Origin of the sequence: Paraburkholderia sp. J7 (assembly GCF_905220155.1) — a bacterium.
Classification (GTDB): Bacteria; Pseudomonadota; Gammaproteobacteria; order Burkholderiales; family Burkholderiaceae; genus Paraburkholderia.
Window position 1 is genome coordinate 141,669 of sequence record NZ_CAJMYZ010000006.1, and the last position, 21,845, is coordinate 163,513.

Consider the following 21,845-nt stretch of genomic DNA (forward strand, 5'->3'; position numbering starts at 1 on the left):
CGCGTAAGCCGGTGCGGCCGGCTGAGGCGCGGCCGGCGGACGCTCGGCCGGCGTCGGCTGCGAAGACATCGGCGGGCAAGCCTGCGCGCCCCTCGGGCGAGCGCAGCGCGCCTCGCGCCGGCGACACGCGCCCGGCACGGCCAACCACGGCGCGTGAACGCGACGGTTCGAGCCGTCCAGCGCGGCCTGCTCGCGAAGGCGGCTTCGGCGACGAGCGCCGCCCCGCCCGTCGCACCGGCGACGAAGCGCGTGGATTTGCGCGCGGCCGTGACGAGGGTGGAGACCGGCGCCCGCCGCGTGCTCGTGAGGAAGGCGGTGAGCGTCGTTTCGCTCCCCGCGCTCAAGGCGACGATCGCCGTCCGCCGCGTAGCCGCGAAGAAGGTAGCGCACGCCCCTACGCGCGCCGTGCCGAAGGCGAAGATCGTCGTCCGCCGCGTGGTCGTGACGAAGGTGACGACCGCCGCCCGCCGCGTAGCCGCGAAGAAGGTGGCGCACGCCCCTACGCACGTCGCACTGAAGGTGACGACCGCCGCCCCCCGCGCAGCCGCGATGAAGAGAGCGCACGGCCTTACGCACGGCGCACCGAAGGCGACGACCGCCGTCCCCCGCGTAGCCGAGATGAAGGTGGCGCACGGCCCTACGCACGGCGCACCGAAGGTGACGATCGCCGTCCCCCGCGCAGCCGCGATGAAGGTAACGCACGGCCCTACGCACGGCGCACCGAAGGCGACGACCGCCGTCCCCCGCGTAGCCGCGAAGAAGGTAACGCACGGCCCTACGCACGGCGCACCGAAGGCGACGACCGCCGTCCCCCGCGTAGCCGCGAAGAAGGTGACGCACGGCCCTACGCACGGCGCACCGAAGGTGACGACCGCCGCCCGCCGCGCGGCCGCGAAGAAAGTGGTGAGCGCCGCTTCGAACGACGCACCGAAGGTGACGACCGCCGCCCAGCACGCGCCCGCGACGAGGGAACGGAGCGACGCTTCGCGCGCCCGGTGAAATCCGTCCGAAGCGATGACCGTGAGGGCGGCGCGCCGCGCACACGCCGCAGCGCCGAAGAAGGCGGCGGCGCACGCCAGACTGCCCGCCCCGCGACGTCGGCCGGGAAGCCCCCACGGCGTACCGCCGACGCCGAATCCGCACCGCGCCGCACGCCGCGAGAGGAAGTCGACGGCGACAACACCCTGCGCCTGTCCAAGCGCATGTCCGAACTGGGCCTGTGCTCGCGCCGTGAAGCCGACGAGTGGATCGAAAAAGGCTGGGTATATGTCGACGGCGAAGTCGTCGATACGCTCGGCGCCAAGGTCACGCCGAATCAGCGCATCGAGGTCGATCCGGCCGCGCTCGCCGCGCAGGCGCGCCAGGTGACGATCCTGCTGCACAAGCCCGTGGGCTACGTGTCGGGCCAGGCCGAGGACGGCTACGAGCCCGCCGCCGTGCTGATCACCGGCGAGAATCATTGGGACGGCGATCACTCGGGCATCCGTTTTTCGGCCAAACATCTGCGCACGCTCGCGCCGGCCGGCCGGCTCGACATCGACTCGACCGGTCTGCTCGTGCTGACCCAGGACGGCCGTGTGGCCAAGCAGTTGATCGGCGAAAGCTCGGACATCGACAAGGAATATCTCGTACGCGTGACCTACAACGACATCGAGACCGAAATCGATCAGCACTTCCCGGCCGAGTTGCTCGCGCAACTGCGCCACGGCCTGTCGCTTGACGACGTGCCGCTCAAGCCCGCGCAGGTGAGCTGGCAAAACGGCGAGCAGTTGCGTTTCGTGCTGCGCGAAGGCAAGAAGCGCCAGATCCGCCGCATGTGCGAACTGGTCGGCCTCAAGGTCGTGGGCCTCAAGCGCGTGCGCATGGGCCGTGTGCTGCTCGGCGCGCTGCCGCAAGGCCAATGGCGCTATCTGGCCGCGGACGAAGCGTTCTAACGCCGCATCAACGCCAAACGCCGCGTTGCATGAAAAACGGGAGCCAGATGGCTCCCGTTTTTCATGATGCTTCGATCTTCAGTCGTCGCTGTTCGGATCGAGTTCCGGAAACAGAACCTCGGTAAAGCCGAACTTCGAGAAGTCGGTAATACGCATGGGGTACAGCTTGCCGATCAGATGGTCGCATTCGTGCTGAACGACCCGTGCGTGAAAACCCTCCGCCACACGCTCGATGGGCTTGCCGTACTGATCGAAGCCGTCATAGCGGATCATCGAATAGCGGCTCACGGCACCGCGCATGCCCGGCACCGAAAGACACCCCTCCCAGCCCTCTTCCATGTCGTGTGACAGAGGATGGATGACCGGGTTGATGAGCACGGTTTGCGGCACGGCCGGCGCTTCGGGATAGCGCTCGTTCTGTTCGAAACCGAAGATCACCACCTGCAGGTCAACGCCGATTTGCGGGGCGGCGAGGCCTGCGCCGTTCGCCGCGTGCATCGTGTCGAACATATCAGCAATGAGTTCGTGCAGTTCGGGCGTATCGAAATGATCGACCGGCCGGGCAATGCTGAGCAGGCGCGGATCGCCCATTCTGAGAATTTCGCGAATCATGTCGTTTGCCCCTCCAGGAGCTTGCGCATTGCTTCTTCGTCGAGCACCGGCACGCCGAGTTCCTCGGCTTTTGCGAGCTTGCTGCCCGCGTCGGCGCCCGCCACCACGTAATCGGTCTTCTTCGACACCGAGCCGGCCACCTTTGCGCCGGCCGCCTCCAGCATTTCCTTCGCCTCGTCGCGCGAGAGCGTGGGCAGCGTGCCGGTGAGCACCACCGTCTTGCCGGCCAGCACGCCCACCGGCGCCTTCGGCGCGGGCGGACCTTCCGCCCATGTTACTTTGCCCGGCGCGCGCAGTTGCTCGATCACCGTGCGGTTATGCTCTTCCGCAAAAAACTCGTGAATGGCGAGCGCGACGATCGGCCCCACATCGTTGACTTCGAGCAGTTCCTCGACCGAAGCGCTCATGATCGGATCGAGCGAGCCAAAGTGTTTGGCGAGATCCTTTGCCGTCGACTCGCCCACGTGCCGGATGCCGAGCGCGTAGATAAAACGCGCAAGCGTCGTGGACTTGGCCTTTTCAAGCGAGTCGAGCAGGTTTTGCGCCGATTTGTCGGCCATGCGATCGAGCTGCGCAAGCGTGCCAAAGCCGAGATTGAAAAGATCGGCGGGCGTGCGCACGAGGTTCTGGTCAACCAGCTGGTCGATGATCTTCTCGCCCAGGCCGTCGATATCGAGCGCGCGGCGCTGGGCGAAGTGCCAGAGCGCCTGCTTGCGTTGCGCCGGACAGAAGAGACCGCCTGTACAGCGAGCGATTGCCTCGTCGGGCAGGCGCTCGATGCGCGATCCACAGACCGGACATTCGGTCGGCATCACGAACGCCTGGGCGTCGGCCGGTCGGCGGTCCATGAGCGCGCTGACCACCTCGGGAATCACGTCGCCGGCGCGCCGCACGATCACCGTATCGCCGATGCGGATGTCCTTGCGGCGCACTTCGTCTTCGTTGTGCAGCGTGGCGTTCGTCACCGTCGCGCCGCCGACGAACACCGGCTCGAGCCGCGCAACCGGCGTAATCGCGCCAGTGCGGCCCACCTGCACGTCGATGGCCAGCAGCTTCGTGAGCGCTTCCTGCGCCGGGAACTTGTGCGCGAGCGCGAAGCGCGGCGCGCGCGAAACGAAGCCGAGCGCGTCCTGCTCGTCGCGGCGATTCACCTTGTAGACCACGCCGTCGATGTCGTACGGCAGGCCATCGCGCTTCTCGCCCACGGCGCGGAAGAATTCGAGCAGACCTTGCGCGCCTTTCACGACCGCACGCTCGGAATTGACCGGCAAGCCCATTTCCGCGTACCAGTCGAGCAGTTCGCTATGGGTGGCCGGCATCGGCTCGCCGTCGAGCACGCCGATGCCGTAAGCGAAGAACGAGAGCGGCCGCTGCGCGGTGATCTTCGGATCAAGCTGACGCAGGCTGCCCGCCGCCGCGTTGCGCGGGTTCGCAAATTCCTTGTGGCCGGCGTCGCGCTGACGCTGGTTCATGCGCTCGAAGTCGCGGCGGAACATCAGCACCTCGCCACGCACGTCGAGCACCTTCGGCACGCGTTTGCCCTTCAGGCGCAGCGGCAGCGAGCGGATCGTGCGCACGTTCTCCGTGACGTTCTCGCCGGTCGCACCGTCGCCGCGCGTGGACGCCTGGACGAACACGCCGTCGACATAGCGCAGCGAGATGGCGAGGCCGTCGAACTTGAGTTCAGCGGCGTATTCGACCGCGCCGACTTCGGCGCCCTCGATCTTGCCGAGCGCATCGGCCACGCGCTTGTCGAACGCGACAATGTCCTCATCCGCAAAGCCGTTGTTCAGCGACAGCATCGGCACGTCGTGCACCACGGGCTCGAAGCCCCCGGCGACTTCGCCGCCCACGCGCTGAGTAGGCGAATCGGGCGTGATGAGATCGGGATGCGCGGCCTCGATTTGCTGAAGCTCGCCGAACAGCTTGTCGTATTCCGCGTCGGGCAGCTCCGGCTGGTCGAGCACGTAGTAGGCGTGATTCGCACGCTCGAGTTCGGCGCGCAACCACACCGCGCGCTGCGCAGCGGTGGCTTCTTCGGGAGGATGGGCGGGATGACGGACCATGCCTTGGGCGACTCGCAGATGGAAATGATTTCGGACGTCAGATTATCTCAGGAAGCGGCGCGTGTCGCATCGGCCGAACGGCCAACTTCGGGCGTTCTTCGTGCGCCGCCGAACGGGCCTCCCCAAGGTCCTGGCCGAACGGCTAACGCTGTATCGGTAGCATTGACGCCGGGGTCCGGCAGTGCGAGCCTGAACGCACTACATCACTTGTGCCGGTAACGGCGCTCGAACCCCCATGACCGATCGCCACGATCTGCCCGCGCCAAGCGCGCCGCGCCGCACGCACGCACGCAAAAAAGGCGCGGCGCCTTTACGGCACCGCGCCTTGTCTGCTGGCCGGCTACAGGCCTTCGGCGTTACTGGCTGAACAGCCGCCGCGTGGCCGGCGAGCCTGCCGGAATGCCGGCCTGCTCCAGCTTCGCGTAAAGCGTCATGAGTTGTTTGTCGATCGACTGCAGCACGGACTCCGGCAGCGGCCGGCGCTGGTCGTCGACCACGCGCCCGCCAATGCGCTCCGCAAGCGACTTCGCGTAGTCGCACATGAGGCGGAACGGCAGGATGTCTTCGTCGGCCACGGGCACGTCGAGGATCAGCGTAATCAACTCGCCGCCCTTGTACGTGAGGTCGTCGCGCAGGAAGTTGGTGTCGCCGAACTGCAGCATGAACACGGGGCTCTGCTTCGCGTCGAGCTTCACGAAGCGGGTGCCGTCGCGCGAAAGCAGCAGGCCGTCCTGCGCGGCCACGGCCTGCACGTAGTTTGCCGACCAAGGCGCGCCGTCCGACATCACGTTGATGGAAAGCTGCGCGTCGCATTGCGCCGCGAAGCCGTCCAGTTCGCGCGCCATCGCAACTGTTTCCATCATGTCCGGAAACTCGGGCGCGGCATCGAGCGCGTCGGCAAACTGCTGCACGCCGGTCACGAATTCGGAAAACTCGAGTTCGTTGAGCGGGCCGTTGCGGTTCGCGAGTTGCGCAGCGGCGCGCAGCTCCTCGTAGCGCACGCCGCTTTGCAGCAGCTCCCAGCCGTCGCCCCCGTCGGGTTTGCCTTCGATGTGCACCGGCTTGCTGCCAGCGCGGCGCAAGCGCTGCGCAAACGGAATCACGCGCTCGCCCGGCACAGAAGCACCAAGCCGGATCGGAACAATACAGTCGATACGTCGGTCGACCACGGCCGGCGGCGCCGAAGAGATCGTCGTGGCGGCCGGCATGACAGGTTCGATGCGCTCGGCTTCGTCGGCGTCGTCCTTCACGGATTCGGGAACAGCCGCGCTTGCGGCTGGCGCCGCTTCACCGCTCGCCTCGGTAGCCGCTGCTTCCGCAGGAAAGCCGTTAGGGGTCGTCGTTTCCGCCTGGATGTCGGCCGGAGTGTCGAGCGGCGCCACAGTCCCGAAGCCCGGCTCCACGCGCTCGGCTTCCGCTGCGCCTGCGAGCGATGGCTCGCGACGCGACGGTGCATGCGCCGGCTCGATAAACGGGCTTTGCTCCTGGAACTCGTCGCGCTGCGGCGCCTCGACCGCCTCTTCGGGCATTGGGCGCGGCATGCGTCGGCGCACCCTCGCGCCTTGCCACGCGTTGTACACCACCACGCCCCCGACTACCACGGCGCCCGCGCCGATCAACCCGAGAGTCAACTCATCCATGCATGCTCCATCAGCAATTCTTATTCGACAGCGCGCTCGTTGTGCGCGCCGTTTCTGTGGCAAGCGCATTGCGCGCGGCGGCTGCCTCACCGATGGCGCCGCCGGCCGCGCAACGCGCGCCGTCCGTTAGACCGTGTAAATCGATTAGACCGTATTCTGGGCGAAACCCGCCGCCGTTTCCATGTCGACCGCGACGATGCGCGAAACGCCCTGCTCCTGCATCGTCACGCCAATAAGCTGCTGCGCCATCTCCATGGCGATCTTGTTGTGCGAAATGAACAGGAACTGTGTTTTGTCCGACATCGCGCGAACGAGGTTCGCGAAACGTTCGGTGTTCGCGTCGTCGAGCGGCGCGTCCACTTCGTCGAGCAGACAGAAAGGCGCCGGGTTGAGCTGGAACATCGCGAACACGAGGGCCGTGGCCGTGAGCGCTTTCTCGCCGCCCGAAAGCAGGTGAATCGTCGAATTCTTCTTGCCCGGCGGCTGCGCCATCACCTGTACGCCCGCGTCGAGAATCTCGTCGCCGGTCATGATGAGCTTCGCCTGGCCGCCACCGAAAAGGCGCGGGAACAATTCGCCGAAATGACGGTTCACTTCGTCGAAGGTGCCTTGCAGCAGCGTGCGCGTTTCCTGGTCGATCTTGCGGATCGCGTCTTCGAGCGTCTCGATCGCGCTCGTGAGGTCGGCCGACTGGGCGTCGAGGAAAGTTTTGCGCTCCTTGGCCGCGGCCAGCTCGTCGAGCGCCGCCATATTGACGGGCCCGAGCGCCGCGATCGCGTTGTTGATGCGTGTGACTTCGCCTTGCAGGTACGACGGCTTCATGTCGGCCGTGAGCTTTTCCTGCAGCGCGGCCTCGTCTACGCCAGCCGCCTGAAGCTGCTCGACAAACTGTTCGCCATTGAGGCGGGCCGCCTGTTCCTTCAACTGAAGCTCGGTGATACGGTCGCGCAATGGCTGCAGCGCGCGCTCCGCGGCGAGGCGCGTTTCGTCGGCGGCGCGCAGCTTTGCGGTCAGGTCGTCGAGTTCGGCGCGCGCAGCGCGCAGCGTGTCTTCCTTCTGCGCACGAATTTCCAGCGCGTCTTGCAGGCCGGTGTGCGCGGTCTGCTCGTTGATCGTTTCGAGTTCGGCGCGCGCGTCTTCGAGCGAAGCGGCCACGCGTTCGCTCTGATCGTGCGCGACCTGGATGTTGCGCCTGAGCTCTTCGATGCGGTTCGCCATGTTGCGCGCCGCAAAGCGCGCGTCCGCGGCCGCGCGTTCGAGATCGCGCGCCGCGTTGCGCGCCGCGCCGAGTTCCTCGTCGAGCGCTTCGAACGCGAGCTGGTTGTCCTCGAAACGGGCCTGCAGTTCGGCGAGTTCGACGTCGTGGCGTTCGAAGTTCGCTTCCGACTCCGCCCGCAGCGCGCGCTGCTCTTCGATCTGCGTGCGAATCTCGTCCAGCTCTTCGCGGATCTGCGTGCTGCGCGCCGTGTAGCGCTCATGCGCCTGCGTGAGCTTGAGCACATCCATCTGCAGGGCGTGCACCCGCTGGGTCGCGCGCTCGGCCTGCTGGCGCACTTCCGTGAGCACCTGCGCCGCTTGCGTATGCGCAGCTTCCGCGCGCACGACAGCGGTGCGTGCCTCGTCGGCGAGCAATGCTTGAGCGCGCACCTGGCGCTCGAGATTCTCGATTTCCTGCTGACGCGCGAGCATGCCAGCCTGCTCGGTGTCGGCGGCGTACAGCTGCACGCCCACGCGCGTCACCACGTGACCGGCCTTTACGACGAACGCGCCGCTAGCCGGCAGTTGCGCGCGCTGACCAAGCGCCTCGGCGAGATCGTTGGCAACGTAAGTCGAGCCGAGCCATTCGGTGAGTACGGCACGCAGGCCCGCGTCGTCGATACGCACGAGCGAAAGCAACGGCGTGAGGCCCGCAGGCACGGCGCTTGCCAGCCCCGCGGCAGGCGGCGAATAGAACGCGAGCTTCGCGGGCGGCGCGTCGCTCGCGAATGCCTTTACCCAGTCGAGGTTCGACACTTCGAGCGCGGCGAGACGCTCGCGCAGCACGGCTTCGAGCGCCGTTTCCCAACCCGCTTCGACGTGCAGCTTCTTCCACAGCCGCGGCAACGCGCCCAGTTCGTGACGCTCGAGCCACGGCTGGATCTTGCCCTCCGTCTGCACGTTTTCCTGCAACTGCTTGAGCGCGGCCAGACGCGCTTCGAACTGGTGGATCTGCGCGTTTTCAGCCTGCACGCGCTCGTGCGCGGCGCGGCGCTCCGCGTCGAGGCGCGGCACCGTTTCCTGCGCATCCGCGAGACGCGCCTGCGCTTCGTGCAGCACTTCTTCCTGCTCGGCCAGTTGCATGCGCAGCTCTTCGAGCTGGGCTTCGTCCGGCGCGTCGAGCCCGCCTTCCTCCGACTTCAGCCGCTCATGGCGTTGCTGAAGCTGCTGAAGCATCTGGTCGGCGTTGCGCTGGTGGGCGGCTTCGAGCTTGATGGCCTGCTCGGTGCGCGCGATGCCCGCGCGCTCGTCGTTCAGTTGCGCTTGAGCGTCGCGCCAGCGGTTTTCGAGCGCGGGCAATGCTTCCTGCTTTGCCGTTGCGTCCTCCTCCGCGAGCGCCGCCTTTTCCTCGGCGATCGCCAGTTGCTCTTCGGCGTCTTCGATGTCGTCCTGCGCCTTCTGCGCCTGGACTTGCCATTGCTCGCGCTGCGCGGTGAGCGCGGCGATCTGCGCCTGCACGCGGTTGCGCGACTCGACGATGAACTTGATCTCGGCTTCGAGACGGCTCACCTCGGCGTTCGCTTCATAGAGCGAGCCCTGTGCGCCCTGCATGGCGTCGCTTGCGGAGTAGTGCGCCACGCGCAGTGTTTCGAGCTGCGCTTCCACTTCGCGCAGCTGCGCGGTATGCCGCTCGAGGTCGATCTGCGCCTGCTCGATCGCGCGCTGCTGGCGTTGCTGCTCGCCCGCCGCCTCGTTCTTGCGCAAGAGCCACAGAAGGCGCTGCTTTTCCTCGCCCTCGGACTGCAGCTCGCGGAATTTCGTGGCGACGACTGCCTGACCCTCGAGCTTTTCGAGGTTGTTGGACAGTTCGCGCACGATGTCCTCGACACGCGTGAGGTTTTCACGCGTGTCGTGCAGACGGTTTTCGGTCTCGCGGCGGCGTTCCTTGTACTTCGAAACACCCGCGGCCTCTTCGAGGAACACGCGCAGCTCTTCGGGCTTCGCCTCGATGATCCGCGCAATCATGCCCTGCCCGATGATCGCGTAGGCGCGCGGGCCGAGGCCCGTGCCGAGGAAGATGTCCTGGATATCGCGCCGGCGCGCCGGCAGGTTGTTGATGTAGTAGCTCGATGTGCCGTCACGCGTGAGCACGCGCTTCACGGCAATCTCGGCATACTGGCCCCACTGCCCGGCGGCGCGGCCGTCCGCGTTGTCGAACACCAGTTCGACGCTCGCGCGGCTGCCCGGCTTGCGCGCGGTGGAACCGTTGAAGATGACGTCCTGCATCGACTCGCCACGCAGCTCGGACGCCCGGGATTCACCCAGCACCCAGCGCACCGCGTCGATGATGTTGGATTTCCCGCAGCCATTCGGCCCGACCACTCCGACGAGTTGGCCCGGAACCTGGAAATGCGTGGGATCGACGAATGATTTGAAGCCAGCGAGTTTAATCGAGGTCAGACGCACGGCGATATCGCTGTTTGAATAGTGGTGAACGGGACCGCCCGTGCCGTACGTCGCTTGCCGCCGCGAATCCGGTATCGATCGCACGGCGGCGCAGTGCGCACAAGGCAGGCGCCACGGCTCGCCGCACGAACGCGCATGCGCGCGAGCGGTCGGCGGGAATCAGCGGCAATCATACCATCGCACGCGCGCCATTCCGCGCGCGGGAAGGCCCTGGACCCGAGCCGCCGCCTGGGTTGCCATCGCCGTTGCCGCCGCCGTTGCCATCGCCGTTGCCGCCGCCGTTGCCATCGTCGCCGCCGGGGCCGTTACCGTCGGCGGCGTCCGCGTCATCGGTGCGGCTCGCGTCGGCGTGGGTCATGACGCTCGCGTCGGCGCTCACGTGTGCGCCGCGCTTGCGCGAGTCCTGCGCGCGGTGCACCCAGCTCGACAGCAAGGAAGCGAGCACGATACACGCGCCGCCCGCCCATTCGCGCGGGCCCGGCGTCTCGCCCGCGAAGAGCCATGACGTGAGCGCCGTGACGACGATCTCGAACAGCATGATGATCGATGCGCGGTTAGCCGGCACGCGGGCAAGCCCGTACTGAACCAGCATGTTGTTGGTGCCGAGCACGATGCCGAGCGCGAGCACCAGCAGCACGACGCGCGCGAGATGCTCGCCAGCCGGAGCGGCCGACATCGGCTCGAAGCACGAAGTCAGCGCGCCGAACAGCGCCGCGCCCGCGAAGATCACGGCGGTACGCATCTCCGGCTTCATGTGCGGCAGCACGCGGCTCGTCTTCACCACGAGCACGTTGCTCATCGCGAAGCCCATGCCGCCGATCAAACCCGCCCATTCGGCGGCGTTGGCGGGCAGCGGCACGCCGAGTTTTGGCGACCAGAGCATCAGGATCGCACCCAGCAGCGAAAGCGCCGCGAGCGCGCCTCCCGCCCAGTTCAGGCGTTCGTGCAGGATGAAGTGCGCGAAGATCGCCGTCCACGCCGGGGTCAGATAAAAGAGCAGCAGCACGCGCATCACCTCGCCGTGGATCGCGCCCCACACGAAACCCACATTGGTCACGCCCGCAGCAAGCCCGAGCATCGGCAGGACCCAGTGCCAGCGCACGGTCGCGAGCGAGCGCCAGCGCAGCACCAGCACGAAGAGGCAGCCGGCTGCGCTCGTCGCGGCGCTCGATGCCGTGCCGGTGAGCCCGGCGGCCGCCAGCATGCGCAGCGGATACCAGACGAAACCCCATACGGACGCGCCAATCATGATGGCGAGCGTCGGCCATGCGGCGCGCAAGCTGGTGCTCTGGCTCATTGCTCGCGTTTCCCTTGGCCCGGCCGCGCGTTCACAGCGCTCGCGCCGCTGTTCGGAACGTGATTCGAAGATTCCATGCTTTTCCTTTGTCTCGTCGTCCGGCGAGCACCGGCTGCGCCAGGGCGGGATCCGGCTGGCGCCCGCAGCAGCAACGACGCCACGCTATAATCGAGCGCTTGCAGTTCCAAGGCCGCGCCTCTGTGTTTTTCGCCGAGCCAAGCCGAGCGCAGCGCAACTGGCTCGCCGGCCCGCACCGGCCGCTCCCATCCTGCGCGCCACGCCATCCGTCTTTCGCCCACGCCTGTCCGACGCCCAAGTGAATCCGCTACTCGACACCCTTCAGTCCTATCCCTTCGAAAAGCTGCGCGTACTCTTCAAGGACGTCACGCCGAACGCCGGCCTGCGCCATATCAGCTTCGGGATCGGCGAGCCGAAACACCCCACGCCTGCGCTGATCCGCGACGCCATCGTGGCATCGCTCGACGGCCTCTCGTCGTACCCAGCCACGGCGGGCACCCCGGCGCTGCGCGAGTCGATTGCGAACTGGGTGAAGGCGCGCTATGGACTGCCGGCCATCGACGCGAACACGGAAATCCTGCCCGTCTCGGGCTCGCGCGAGGCGCTTTTCGCACTGGCGCAGGCCGTGGTCGACCCGACAGCGGGCGTGAAAGATCCGGCAAAGCGGGCGATCGTACTCTGCCCGAACCCTTTCTACCAGATCTACGAAGGCGCCGCGCTGCTGGGCGGCGGCGAGCCGTACTTCGTGAACAGCGATCCGGCCCGCAACTTCGCCTGCGACTATTCGCAGGTTCCTGAAGAAGTCTGGGCGCGCACGCAGCTGCTGTACGTGTGCTCGCCGGGCAACCCCACGGGCGCCGTGATCACGCTCGACGACTGGCGCGAGTTGTTCGCGCTCTCCGACCGCTATGGCTTCGTCATCGCCTCGGACGAGTGTTACTCGGAAATCTATTTCGACGAAGCGAATCCGCCGCTCGGCGGTCTCGAAGCGGCGCACAAGCTGGGCCGCGGCTTCGAGCGTCTCGTCATGCTGTCGAGCCTGTCCAAGCGCTCGAACGCGCCGGGCATGCGCTCGGGCTTCGTGGCCGGGGACGCCGCCATCCTCAAGCAGTTCCTGCTGTACCGCACGTACCACGGCTCGGCCATGTCGCCGGTCTGGCAGTCCGCCAGCATCGCGGCCTGGGGCGACGAGACGCACGTGCGCGAAAACCGTGCGAAATACCTGAAGAAGTTCTCGACCGTCACGCCGATGCTCGCCGACGTGCTCGACGTGAAATTGCCCGACGCCGCGTTCTACCTCTGGGCCAACGTCGCGCGCACCGGCCTCTCGGACACCGCGTTCGCCCAGCGTCTCTACGCCGACTATAATGTGACGGTTCTGCCCGGCTCGTTCCTCGCGCGCGAGGCGCATGGCACGAATCCGGGTAAAGACTTCGTCCGCATGGCGCTCGTCGCCGACGTCGAGGAGTGCATCGAGGGCGCGCAGCGCATCGTCGAGTTCTGCCGCTCGCTCAAACCGTAAAGCCTTTGCCTGCGCGCCGGGGTCCTGCCTCGCTGCGCGCAACGCCGCTTTCAACCATTACTCTCACGAAATCACCACCATGTCGCAACAACTTCAGCAGATCATCGACACCGCCTGGGAAAACCGCGCCGACTTTTCGCCCAAGTCGGCCCCGAACGACGTGCGCGAAGCCGTCGCCCACGTCATCGCCGAACTGGACAAAGGCGCGCTGCGCTGCGCCGAGAAGAAGGACGGCGACTGGGTCGTCAACCAGTGGGTGAAGAAGGCCGTGCTGTTGTCGTTCCGCCTGGAAGACAACGCGCCGATGCCCGCGGGCGGCTACAGTCAGTTCTACGACAAGGTGCCCTCGAAGTTCGCCAACTACACGGCCGAAGACTTCGCCGCGGGCGGCTTCCGCGTGGTGCCGCCGGCTATTGCTCGCCGCGGCTCGTTCATCGCGAAGAACGTCGTGCTGATGCCGTCGTACACCAACATCGGCGCGTACGTCGATGAAGGCACGATGGTCGACACGTGGGCGACGGTCGGTTCGTGCGCGCAGATCGGCAAGAACGTGCACCTCTCGGGCGGCGTTGGCATCGGCGGCGTGCTCGAGCCGCTGCAGGCCAATCCGGTCATCATCGAAGACAACTGCTTCATCGGCGCGCGCTCGGAAGTCGTGGAAGGCGTGATCGTCGAAGAGAACTCGGTCATCTCGATGGGCGTGTACCTCGGCCAGTCGACCAAGATTTACGACCGCGAAACCGGCGAAGTCTCGTATGGCCGTATTCCGGCGGGCTCGGTCGTGGTCGCGGGCAACCTGCCCTCGAAGGACGGCTCGCACAGCCTGTACTGCGCCGTGATCGTCAAGAAGGTCGACGCGAAGACGCGCGCCAAGGTCGGCCTGAACGAGCTGCTGCGAGGCGACTGATGGCGAAGTCCGCCAAAACCGTTGTCTACGGCATTCCGAACTGCGACACCGTGAAGAAGGCCCGCGTGTGGCTCGAAGAGCACGGCGTCGAGTTCGAGTTTCACGACTTCAAGAAGGCGGGCGTTTCGAACGCACTCGTCCAGGACTGGCTCAAGGACGTGTCGCTCGATCAGCTCATCAACAAGCGCGGCACGACGTGGCGCGGCCTTTCGGACGTGCACAAGGCCGAAGCCGACACGACCGCCGGCGCGATTGCGCTGATGATCCACAAGCCGTCGATCATCAAGCGGCCCGTAGTCGTGGTGAACGGCCGCGTGAAGACGCTCGGCTTTTCCGCCGACCAGTATGCGGAGCTGTTCGCCTGAGCGCCGCATGAGACCGGTGCGCCCGATCTGCTCCTTGGAAGATCGAGCGCATACGGTCATGACAAGTTGTTGCCGGCCCCTGCTCCGTCAGCTGTGCCGGCATTTTTATTGAAAGTGGTCTTTTTATGTCCGCCACCCTCGCCCTTACCGAAGCCCTGATCGCGCGCGCGTCCGTCACGCCCGACGACCAGCACTGCCAGCGCATCATGACCGAACGCCTTGGCGCGCTCGGCTTCGCGTGCGAAACGATCGAATCCAACGGCGTGACGAACCTGTGGGCCGTCAAGCGCGGCACCGCGGGCGCGCAAGGCCCGCTGCTTGCCTTCGCGGGCCATACCGACGTCGTGCCGACCGGCCCCATCGAACAATGGAGCTCGCCGCCGTTCCAGCCCTCGCACCGCGACGGCGTGCTCTACGGCCGTGGCGCCGCCGACATGAAGACTTCGCTCGCGGCCTTCGTGGTGGCAAGCGAAGAGTTCGTCGCGGCGCACCCGCAGCATCGCGGCGCGATCGCGTTCCTCATCACGAGCGACGAGGAAGGCCCCGCGACCGACGGCACCGTGAAGGTCGTCGAGGCGCTGCAGGCGCGCGGCGAGAAGATGGACTACTGCATCGTCGGCGAGCCGACCTCGACCAACACGCTCGGTGACTGCGTGAAGAACGGCCGCCGCGGCTCGATGTCGGGCAAGCTCGTCGTGAAGGGCGTGCAGGGGCATATTGCCTATCCGCATCTCGCGAAAAACCCGGTGCATCTGCTGGCTCCCGCGCTTGCCGAACTCGTCGCCGAAAAGTGGGACGACGGCAACGAATACTTCCCGCCCACCACGTGGCAGGTGTCGAACATGCACAGCGGCACGGGCGCGAGCAACGTGATCCCGGGCCATGCCGACGTGATGTTCAACTTCCGCTTCTCGACCGCCAGCACCGTGGAAGGCCTGCAAAAGCGCGTGCACGCCATCCTCGACAAGCACGGCCTCGAATACGACCTGCACTGGAGCGTGAGCGGCCTGCCCTTCCTCACGCCGCGCGGCGCGCTCTCGAGCGCGCTCGAAAAAGCGATCCACGACGAAACCGGCGTCACCACCGAACTCTCGACCACGGGCGGCACGTCCGACGGCCGCTTCATCGCGCGCATGTGCGAGCAGGTGGTCGAATTCGGGCCGCCCAACGCCAGCATCCACAAGATCGATGAGCATATCGAAGTGAAATTCATCGATCCGCTCAAGAACATCTATCGCCGCGTGCTCGAACAGCTGATCGCCTGACGGCCAACCGAACACGCTCCGGAGTCCAGAACATGACCCATCCGCTAGCCGCTACTTTTGCCACTGTGCGCGACCTGCTGCGCTACGGCGTCTCGCGCTTTTCGGCCGCGCAACTCGCCTTCGGCCACGGCTCGAACAACGCCTACGACGAAGCGGCGTACCTGATCCTGCACACGCTGCATTTGCCGCTCGACCTGCTCGACCCGTTTCTCGACGCGCGCCTCACGCCCGAGGAAATCGACAAGGTGCTCGGCGTGATCGAGCGCCGCGCGACCGAACGCGTGCCCGCCGCCTACATCACGCAGGAAGCGTGGATGCACGGCCTGCGCTTCTACGTGGACGAGCGCGTCATCGTGCCGCGCTCGTTCATCGGCGAGCTGCTCGCAGACGGCCTGCAACCCTACGTGGAAGATCCCGAGCAGGTCACCGCGGTGCTGGAACTGTGCACCGGCTCGGCCAGCCTCGCGATTCTCGCGGCGCACGCGTTCCCGAATGCCGACATCGACGCCGTCGATCTCTCCGCGCCCGCGCTCGAAGTGGCGAAGCGCAATGTGCACGAACACGATCTCGACGAGCGCATCGCCCTCTTCGAAGGCGACCTGTACGCGCCGCTGCCCGAGCGCCGCTACGACGTGATCATCACGAACCCGCCGTACGTGAACGCCGATTCGATGCAAGCGCTCCCGCCCGAGTACCGCCACGAGCCGGAAATGGCGCTTGCGGGCGGCGCAGACGGCATGGATATCGTGCGCCGCATCATCAAGGACGCACGCAACTGGCTCACCGACGACGGCGTGCTGGTGGTCGAGATCGGCAACGAGCGCGAGCACGTGGAAGCGGCGTTCGGCGGCCTCGAGCTCGTCTGGCTCTCAACGAGCGCCGGCGACGATCAGGTATTCCTGATCCAGGCCTGCGACTTGCCGGTCTGAGGATCTGAGGGTCTAACGGTCTGAGCGCAATGCGCGAACACGACGCGGCGCCTGTGCGCCGCGTCTCGCTGTGTGCAGGACTGGGCCGATAGCCGTCGTCGCAACGGGTTCGGTAAGATTGAGCCCTCCGGCCGTGCGCTTCCCGGCGCGGGCCGGCCCTGCGTTCGGCTGAAGGAGCGTCCCACGCATCTATGCGATTCGACTGGTTACACCTCGGCACGCTGCTCGCGATCATCCATCTGTTTGGGCTGATCGCGGCGTGCCACGCAATCCTCAACACGCGCACCTCGCAGGGCGCGATCGCCTGGGCCGTCTCGCTCGCGACGATGCCCTATCTCACGCTCGTCCCGTATCTCTTTCTCGGCCGCAGCAAGTTCGCGGGCTATGCCGACGCGCGGCGCCTGCGCAACGAAACGTTGCGCTCACGCGCTCCCGCGCCCGACTGGGACAAGCTAGTCTCCGCGGGCGAATGGCCAGCCGACGAACTGGGCGTACGCGTGATCCGCACATTCGCGCGCCTCGGCGGCATGCCGCTCGTGCCGGGCAATGCCGTGCGCACACTCGTGAATGGTGATGCGACCTTCTCCGCCATCTTCGATGCAATCGAACGCGCCCGGCACTACGTGATCGTGCAGTTCTTCATCGTGCGCGCCGACGCGCTCGGCGACATGCTCAAGGACGTGCTGCTCGACTGCGCGAAACGCGGCGTGCGCGCGTACTTGCTGTACGACAGCATCGGCTCGTTCGACCTGCCCGCCAGCTACGTGCACGAGTTGCAGGACGGCGGCGTGGAAGTGCACCCGTTCTCCACGAAACGCCACTTCGTCAACCGCTTCCAGCTCAACTTCCGTAACCACCGCAAGATCGTCGTGGTGGACGGCCAGCACGCGTTCGTGGGCGGCCACAACGTAGGCATCGAATACCTCGGCGCGAATGCACGCCTCTCACCCTGGCGCGATACGCATATCGAACTGCGCGGACCAGCGGTCGCCAACGTGCAGTTCGCCTTCACCGAAGACTGGTACTGGGCCACCCAGCAACTCCCCGGCTGCGAACCGCCCCCCGTTGTGCCGCGCGACGGCGATGACATGTACTGCCTCGTCCTGCCCACGGGTCCGGCCGACCGCCAGGAGACCTGCTCGCTCTTTTTCGTCGAGGCGATCAATGCCGCGAAAAAACGCCTGTGGATCACCACGCCCTACCTCGTGCCCGACGAAGCCGTGTTCTCGGCGCTGCGCCTCGCGGCGCTGCGCGGCGTGGACGTGCGCATCATGATCCCGAGCCGGCGCGACCATTACGTGGTGTTCGAAGCGTCCATGCTGTACGCCTTCGATGCGGTGCGCGCAGGCATCCGCATCTTCCGCTACAAGCCGGGCTTTTTGCACCAGAAGGTCGTGCTGATCGATGATGTGGCTGCGGCCATCGGCAGCGCGAATCTCGACAACCGGTCGTTTCGCCTGAACTTCGAGATCATGGTGCTGACGGTGCATCGCGGCTTCGCGGCCGAAGTCGAAGCCATGCTGCTGCGCGACTTCGAAGAGACGTTCGAGATCGACCGCAGCGAGTACCGCGACGCGCCGGCGTGGCGCAAGATCACGATGCACCTCGCGCGGCTCTTCGCGCCGATTCTATAACGCGCGCCTTTGCCGCCAGCCGGCGCTCAGAGCTGCTTTTCGATGTCCGCTGCAATGGCCTCGGGCTTCGTCATGGGCGCATAGCGCTTCACCACGCTGCCGCTACGGTCGACCAGAAATTTCGTGAAGTTCCACTTGATGCCTTCGAGCCCGAGGAGCCCCGGCGCCTCGCCCGTGAGCCAGCGATACAGCGGGTGCGCGTTCGCCCCGTTCACGTCGATCTTCTCGAACATCGGAAACGTGACGCCGTAGTTCTTCTCGCAGAAGCTGCCGATCTGCGCGGCGTCGCCGGGCTCCTGCTTGCCGAACTGGTTGCATGGAAAGCCGAGCACCGCGAGCCCGCGCGCGGTGTACTGGTCGTGGAGCTTTTGCAGGCCCGCGTACTGCGGCGTGAACCCGCACTCGCTCGCGGTGTTGACGATCAGGAGCACCTTGCCCGTATAGCGCTCGAGGCTCACCGGCTCCCCGCCGCCGAGCGGTTGCGCCGAAAACGAATAGATCGAAGTCATCTGGCTCTCCCGTGGAAAAGCGCCAGTCTACGTGAGAAAGCGTGGAATTAGCACTCGACCAAACGGCTAGCCGTTCGGCCAATGCCGGCCGGAGCCCCACACAGTCTAAAATAGCGCTTTCCTTCGTTTTCTTCCCGCCGGCGCCGTCGTGATCCGCTTCAACCAATTCAGTCTTGCCCGCGGCACCAAGCCGCTTTTCGAACAGACCTCGTTCACGCTGAACCCCGGCGAAAAGGTCGGTCTCATCGGCGCGAACGGCGCGGGCAAATCGACCTTGTTCGCCGTGCTGCGCGGCGAACTGCACGCGGACGCCGGCGACTTCTCGCTGCCGCCGTCCTGGCGCATCGCGCACGTCGCGCAGGAAACCCCGGCGGTGGACCGCACCGCGCTCGACTACGCGCTCGACGGCGACGCCGCGCTGCGCGAAATCGAGGCCCGCATCGCCGCGGCGTCGGCCGCACACGACGGCGCGGCCGAAGCCGAAGCGCACGGCGCGTTCGCCGACGCAGACGGCTACACGGCCCCCGCGCGCGCCGAAGCGCTGCTGCTCGGCCTCGGTTTCACGCTCGAGCAAACCCGCCAGCCCGTGGCGAGCTTCTCGGGCGGCTGGCGCATGCGCCTGAACCTCGCGCAGGCGCTCATGTGCCGCTCCGACCTGCTGCTGCTCGACGAACCCACGAACCACCTGGACCTGGACGCGATCGTCTGGCTCGAAGACTGGCTGCACCGCTATCCCGGCACGCTCGTCGTGATTTCGCACGACCGCGAATTCCTCGATTCGATCTGCAATGTCACGCTGCACCTGGAAAACCAGCAGATCAAGCGTTACGGCGGCAATTACTCGCAGTTCGAGATCTTGCGCGCGCAACAGCTGGCGCTCCAGCAAAGCGCGTACGAAAAGCAGCAGCGCACCGTCGCGCATCTGCAAAGCTTCATCGACCGCTTCAAGGCCAAGGCCACCAAGGCGCGCCAGGCGCAAAGCCGCGTGAAGGCACTGGAAAAAATGGAGCTGATCGCGCCCGCGCATGCAAGCTCGCCGTTTACATTCGAGTTCCGCACGCCCGACTCCGCACCCAACCCCATGCTCGTGATGGAAGACGTGCGCTGTGGCTACCGGGCCGAGGACGGCGGCGAAACGCCCATCGTCGAACGCGTCACGCTCTCGATCCAGAACGGCCAGCGTATCGGCCTGCTCGGCGCGAACGGCCAGGGCAAGTCCACGCTGATCAAGACGCTCGCCGGCACACTCGCCGCGCTTAGCGGCGAACTGCGCACCGGAAAGGGCCTGCAGATCGGCTACTTCGCGCAGCATCAGCTCGAAACGCTGCGCCCCGACGACTCGCCGCTCCAGCATCTCGCGCGCCTCGCGCCCGACACGCGCGAGCAGGAACTGCGCGACTTCCTCGGCGGCTTCAACTTCCCCGGCGAGATGGCCACGGCCCCAATCGCCCCATTCTCGGGCGGCGAGAAGGCGCGCCTCGCGCTCGCGCTCATCATCTGGCAGAAACCCAACCTGCTGCTGCTCGACGAGCCGACCAACCACCTCGACCTCGAAACGCGCCACGCGCTCACCATGGCGCTCGCCCAGTTCGAAGGCACGCTGATCCTCGTGTCGCATGACCGGCATCTGCTGCGCGCCACGACCGATCAATTCATGCTGGTGGCGAAGCATCGCCTGCAACCGTTCGACGGCGACCTCGACGACTACCGCGACTGGCTGCTCCAGCACGCAGCCGAGCAACGCGCGGCGCTCAAGGAAGCCGCTTCTGGCACGGCGGATGCGGCAAACGGCGCCAATAGCGCCGACAACGTCAATCGCAAGGAACAGCGGCGCCAGGAAGCGGAGCAGCGCCAGAAGGTTGCGCACCTGAAGAAGCCGTTACAGGCGAAAATCGGCAAGATCGAAAAGGAAATGGATGCGCTCAACGGCGAAAAGAGCACGCTCGACGCGTTCGTCGTCGACCCGGCAAGCTACGAGCCGGAGCAGAAGAGCCGCCTGACCGAAGCGATTCGCCGCCAGGCCGAAGTTGCCACGCGCCTCGAAACGCTCGAAGCCGAATGGCTCGACGCGCACGAGGAACTCGAGCAGATCGGCTAGTGCAGCTTATAGTGGCCACTGAGGTTGCCACTGCACCACCATCGCGCCGCTAGCCGCGCTTTTCGCCAAGAATCTTCGCCAGAAGGGAGCCACGAGTGTCGTCACCCGCCGCATTGCAGGGCCTTCGCGTACTGGATCTGACCCGTCTTCTGCCCGGGCCCGTGGCCACCTTGCGGCTCGCAGAAATGGGCGCCGACGTCCTGAAAATCGAACCGCCGGGCGCGGGCGACGCGGCGCGCGTGATGATGCAAAGCGCAGTGGACGAAGTGGCCGCACGCCCTGGTGCGTTCTATCGCCTCGTCAATCGCGGCAAGCGCGAAACCCGCGTCGACCTGAAGACCGAGAGCGGCCGGTCGGTGTTGTTCGCGCTCGCCCGCGACGCCGATGTGCTGGTCGAAAGTTTCCGGCCCGGGGTGATGGACCGCCTCGGCGTAGGCTACGAGACATTGCGCAAGGTCAATCCGAAGCTCGTCTATTGCGCGATCACGGGCTACGGCACGACCGGCCCGTTCGCCGGCCATCCGGGCCATGACATCAACTATGTGGCCTATTCGGGCGTGCTCGACCAACTGGCCTCGCGCGACGGCACGCCGGTGCTGCCCAATTTTCAGATCGCCGACCTGCTCGGCGGCGCGCTCAGCGCGGTCACGCAGATTCTCGCGGCGCTCTGGCATGTGGCGCGGGGCGGCGAGGGCCGTTTCGTCGACGTTTCGATGGCGCACGCGAGCTATGCGCACAATGTGGTCGCCCAGGTCGCGCTGGCCAACGACGACGCCGCGGCGCTGCAGCCTGGCGGCGGCCTGCTCAATGGCGGCGTGCCCTGCTACAACCTCTATCGCACGCAAGACGGCCGGTGGCTCGCCGTCGGCGCGCTCGAACTGAAGTTCTGGCAGACGCTGTGCCAGGCCATCGGCCGCGACGACTGGGCCGAGCGCCACTGGAGCCTCGGTCAGGCGATCGGCGGTGCGGACGCCGCCGCGCTCACGCGGGAGCTGGCGGCCATCATCGAGTCGGAGTCGCTGCAGACATGGATCGACCGTCTGGAGGCGATCGACACCTGTGTTTCGCCGGTCCTCACACCTGGCGAGGCTTCGCGCCATCCCCTCTTCAATGCCGAAGTCCTGCAAGCCATGATGGACGAGATGTCCGCCCGGCAAGCGCAGCAGACCGCGCCCGGTATGCAGGCGGCAGCTTTTCAGCCAGCCGGCCAGCCGCAAGGCGCGCACTCCGTCCGGTCAGCACAGCCGGTCCAAGGCGCCGAAACGTCGGGCGCACCTGGCGGGAAAAAAACCTTCACCTACGGTCCGTGGGGCTAGTTCACGCGGCGCACGCAGCGCCGACCATCAGCACAAAGCAAAATGGGCGCCTTGCAGCGCCCATTTTTTC

The 21,845-nt window shown here is 66.4% G+C and carries 16 protein-coding genes; 10 read left to right on the plus strand and 6 right to left on the minus strand.

Annotation, left to right across the window (positions count from 1 at the left end):
* Positions 1-153: 153 nt before the first annotated feature.
* Together U5A58_RS11970 and U5A58_RS11975 are read left to right on the plus strand one after the other, a co-directional pair.
* Complete coding sequence (locus U5A58_RS11970) at positions 154-999, plus strand: hypothetical protein (protein WP_321961608.1); 846 nt, start codon at positions 154-156, stop codon at positions 997-999.
* On the plus strand, positions 996-1,934 hold the full coding sequence (locus U5A58_RS11975) for a pseudouridine synthase (protein WP_321961609.1): 939 nt from the start codon (positions 996-998) through the stop codon (positions 1,932-1,934). The genes U5A58_RS11970 and U5A58_RS11975 overlap by 4 nt, the downstream gene beginning before the upstream one ends.
* A 78-nt stretch (positions 1,935-2,012) precedes the next feature.
* On the opposite strand, the gene def is transcribed toward U5A58_RS11975, so the two are convergent.
* The 5 genes from def to U5A58_RS12000 form a co-directional block, all read right to left on the minus strand.
* Positions 2,013-2,546: a peptide deformylase gene (def, locus tag U5A58_RS11980; RefSeq protein ID WP_321961610.1), complete on the minus strand. Its 534-nt coding sequence runs from the start codon at positions 2,544-2,546 to the stop codon at positions 2,013-2,015.
* Positions 2,543-4,612, minus strand: coding sequence for an NAD-dependent DNA ligase LigA (gene ligA / locus U5A58_RS11985; protein WP_321961611.1), 2,070 nt, complete (start codon positions 4,610-4,612; stop codon positions 2,543-2,545). Before ligA ends, def begins: the two co-directional genes overlap by 4 nt.
* Before the next feature lie 356 nt (positions 4,613-4,968).
* The gene (locus U5A58_RS11990; protein WP_321961612.1) at positions 4,969-6,252 is read right to left on the minus strand and encodes a cell division protein ZipA C-terminal FtsZ-binding domain-containing protein; all 1,284 of its coding nucleotides are present in this window, start codon (positions 6,250-6,252) and stop codon (positions 4,969-4,971) included.
* A gap of 144 nt (positions 6,253-6,396) precedes the next feature.
* The gene (gene smc / locus U5A58_RS11995; protein ID WP_321961613.1) at positions 6,397-9,915 is read right to left on the minus strand and encodes a chromosome segregation protein SMC; all 3,519 of its coding nucleotides are present in this window, start codon (positions 9,913-9,915) and stop codon (positions 6,397-6,399) included.
* A gap of 169 nt (positions 9,916-10,084) precedes the next feature.
* Positions 10,085-11,212, minus strand: a complete 1,128-nt coding sequence (locus U5A58_RS12000) for a DMT family transporter (RefSeq protein ID WP_321961614.1) — start codon at positions 11,210-11,212, stop codon at positions 10,085-10,087.
* 316 nt (positions 11,213-11,528) lie between these two features.
* On the opposite strand from U5A58_RS12000, the gene dapC reads away from it, so the two are divergent.
* The 6 genes from dapC (at position 11,529) to cls (ending at position 17,852) form a co-directional block, all read left to right on the plus strand.
* On the plus strand, positions 11,529-12,752 hold the full coding sequence (gene dapC, locus U5A58_RS12005) for a succinyldiaminopimelate transaminase (RefSeq protein ID WP_415774210.1): 1,224 nt from the start codon (positions 11,529-11,531) through the stop codon (positions 12,750-12,752).
* 79 nt (positions 12,753-12,831) lie between these two features.
* Positions 12,832-13,659, plus strand: coding sequence for a 2,3,4,5-tetrahydropyridine-2,6-dicarboxylate N-succinyltransferase (dapD, locus tag U5A58_RS12010; RefSeq protein ID WP_028204072.1), 828 nt, complete (start codon positions 12,832-12,834; stop codon positions 13,657-13,659).
* Positions 13,659-14,024 (plus strand): ArsC family reductase, encoded by a 366-nt coding sequence (locus tag U5A58_RS12015; RefSeq protein ID WP_028204073.1) that lies wholly within the window; start codon positions 13,659-13,661, stop codon positions 14,022-14,024. Before dapD ends, U5A58_RS12015 begins: the two co-directional genes overlap by 1 nt.
* 125 nt (positions 14,025-14,149) lie before the next feature.
* Positions 14,150-15,289, plus strand: coding sequence for a succinyl-diaminopimelate desuccinylase (gene dapE, locus U5A58_RS12020; RefSeq protein ID WP_321908815.1), 1,140 nt, complete (start codon positions 14,150-14,152; stop codon positions 15,287-15,289).
* Positions 15,290-15,321: 32 nt separating this feature from the next.
* The gene (gene prmB, locus U5A58_RS12025; RefSeq protein WP_321908817.1) at positions 15,322-16,218 is read left to right on the plus strand and encodes a 50S ribosomal protein L3 N(5)-glutamine methyltransferase; all 897 of its coding nucleotides are present in this window, start codon (positions 15,322-15,324) and stop codon (positions 16,216-16,218) included.
* Between the two features lie 191 nt (positions 16,219-16,409).
* The gene (cls, locus tag U5A58_RS12030; RefSeq protein WP_321908820.1) at positions 16,410-17,852 is read left to right on the plus strand and encodes a cardiolipin synthase; all 1,443 of its coding nucleotides are present in this window, start codon (positions 16,410-16,412) and stop codon (positions 17,850-17,852) included.
* Between the two features lie 26 nt (positions 17,853-17,878).
* Here cls and U5A58_RS12035 read toward each other — a convergent pair whose 3' ends face one another.
* Positions 17,879-18,361, minus strand: coding sequence for a glutathione peroxidase (locus U5A58_RS12035; protein WP_321908822.1), 483 nt, complete (start codon positions 18,359-18,361; stop codon positions 17,879-17,881).
* Positions 18,362-18,509: 148 nt separating this feature from the next.
* Here U5A58_RS12035 and U5A58_RS12040 point away from each other — a divergent pair, with 148 nt between their 5' ends.
* Positions 18,510-20,459 carry an ATP-binding cassette domain-containing protein gene (locus tag U5A58_RS12040; RefSeq protein ID WP_321961615.1) on the plus strand — a complete coding sequence of 650 codons (1,950 nt, stop codon included), beginning with the start codon at positions 18,510-18,512 and terminating at the stop codon, positions 20,457-20,459.
* A gap of 95 nt (positions 20,460-20,554) precedes the next feature.
* A complete protein-coding gene (locus U5A58_RS12045; protein WP_321961616.1) occupies positions 20,555-21,775 on the plus strand; it encodes a CaiB/BaiF CoA-transferase family protein in 1,221 nt (406 codons plus the stop codon).
* Positions 21,776-21,845 lie beyond the last annotated feature (70 nt).

What these genes read in the sequence shown, in the direction of transcription:
- dapE (WP_321908815.1), top strand. Translation starts at nt 14,150, where the DNA reads ATGTCCGCCACCCTCGCCCTTACCGAAGCCCTGATCGCGCGCGCGTCC.
- prmB (WP_321908817.1), top strand. Translation starts at nt 15,322, where the DNA reads ATGACCCATCCGCTAGCCGCTACTTTTGCCACTGTGCGCGACCTGCTG.
- U5A58_RS12035 (WP_321908822.1), bottom strand. Translation starts at nt 18,361, where the DNA reads ATGACTTCGATCTATTCGTTTTCGGCGCAACCGCTCGGCGGCGGGGAG.
- U5A58_RS12015 (WP_028204073.1), top strand. Translation starts at nt 13,659, where the DNA reads ATGGCGAAGTCCGCCAAAACCGTTGTCTACGGCATTCCGAACTGCGAC.
- U5A58_RS11990 (WP_321961612.1), bottom strand. Translation starts at nt 6,252, where the DNA reads ATGGATGAGTTGACTCTCGGGTTGATCGGCGCGGGCGCCGTGGTAGTC.
- ligA (WP_321961611.1), bottom strand. Translation starts at nt 4,612, where the DNA reads ATGGTCCGTCATCCCGCCCATCCTCCCGAAGAAGCCACCGCTGCGCAG.
- def (WP_321961610.1), bottom strand. Translation starts at nt 2,546, where the DNA reads ATGATTCGCGAAATTCTCAGAATGGGCGATCCGCGCCTGCTCAGCATT.
- cls (WP_321908820.1), top strand. Translation starts at nt 16,410, where the DNA reads ATGCGATTCGACTGGTTACACCTCGGCACGCTGCTCGCGATCATCCAT.
- U5A58_RS12000 (WP_321961614.1), bottom strand. Translation starts at nt 11,212, where the DNA reads ATGAGCCAGAGCACCAGCTTGCGCGCCGCATGGCCGACGCTCGCCATC.
- dapD (WP_028204072.1), top strand. Translation starts at nt 12,832, where the DNA reads ATGTCGCAACAACTTCAGCAGATCATCGACACCGCCTGGGAAAACCGC.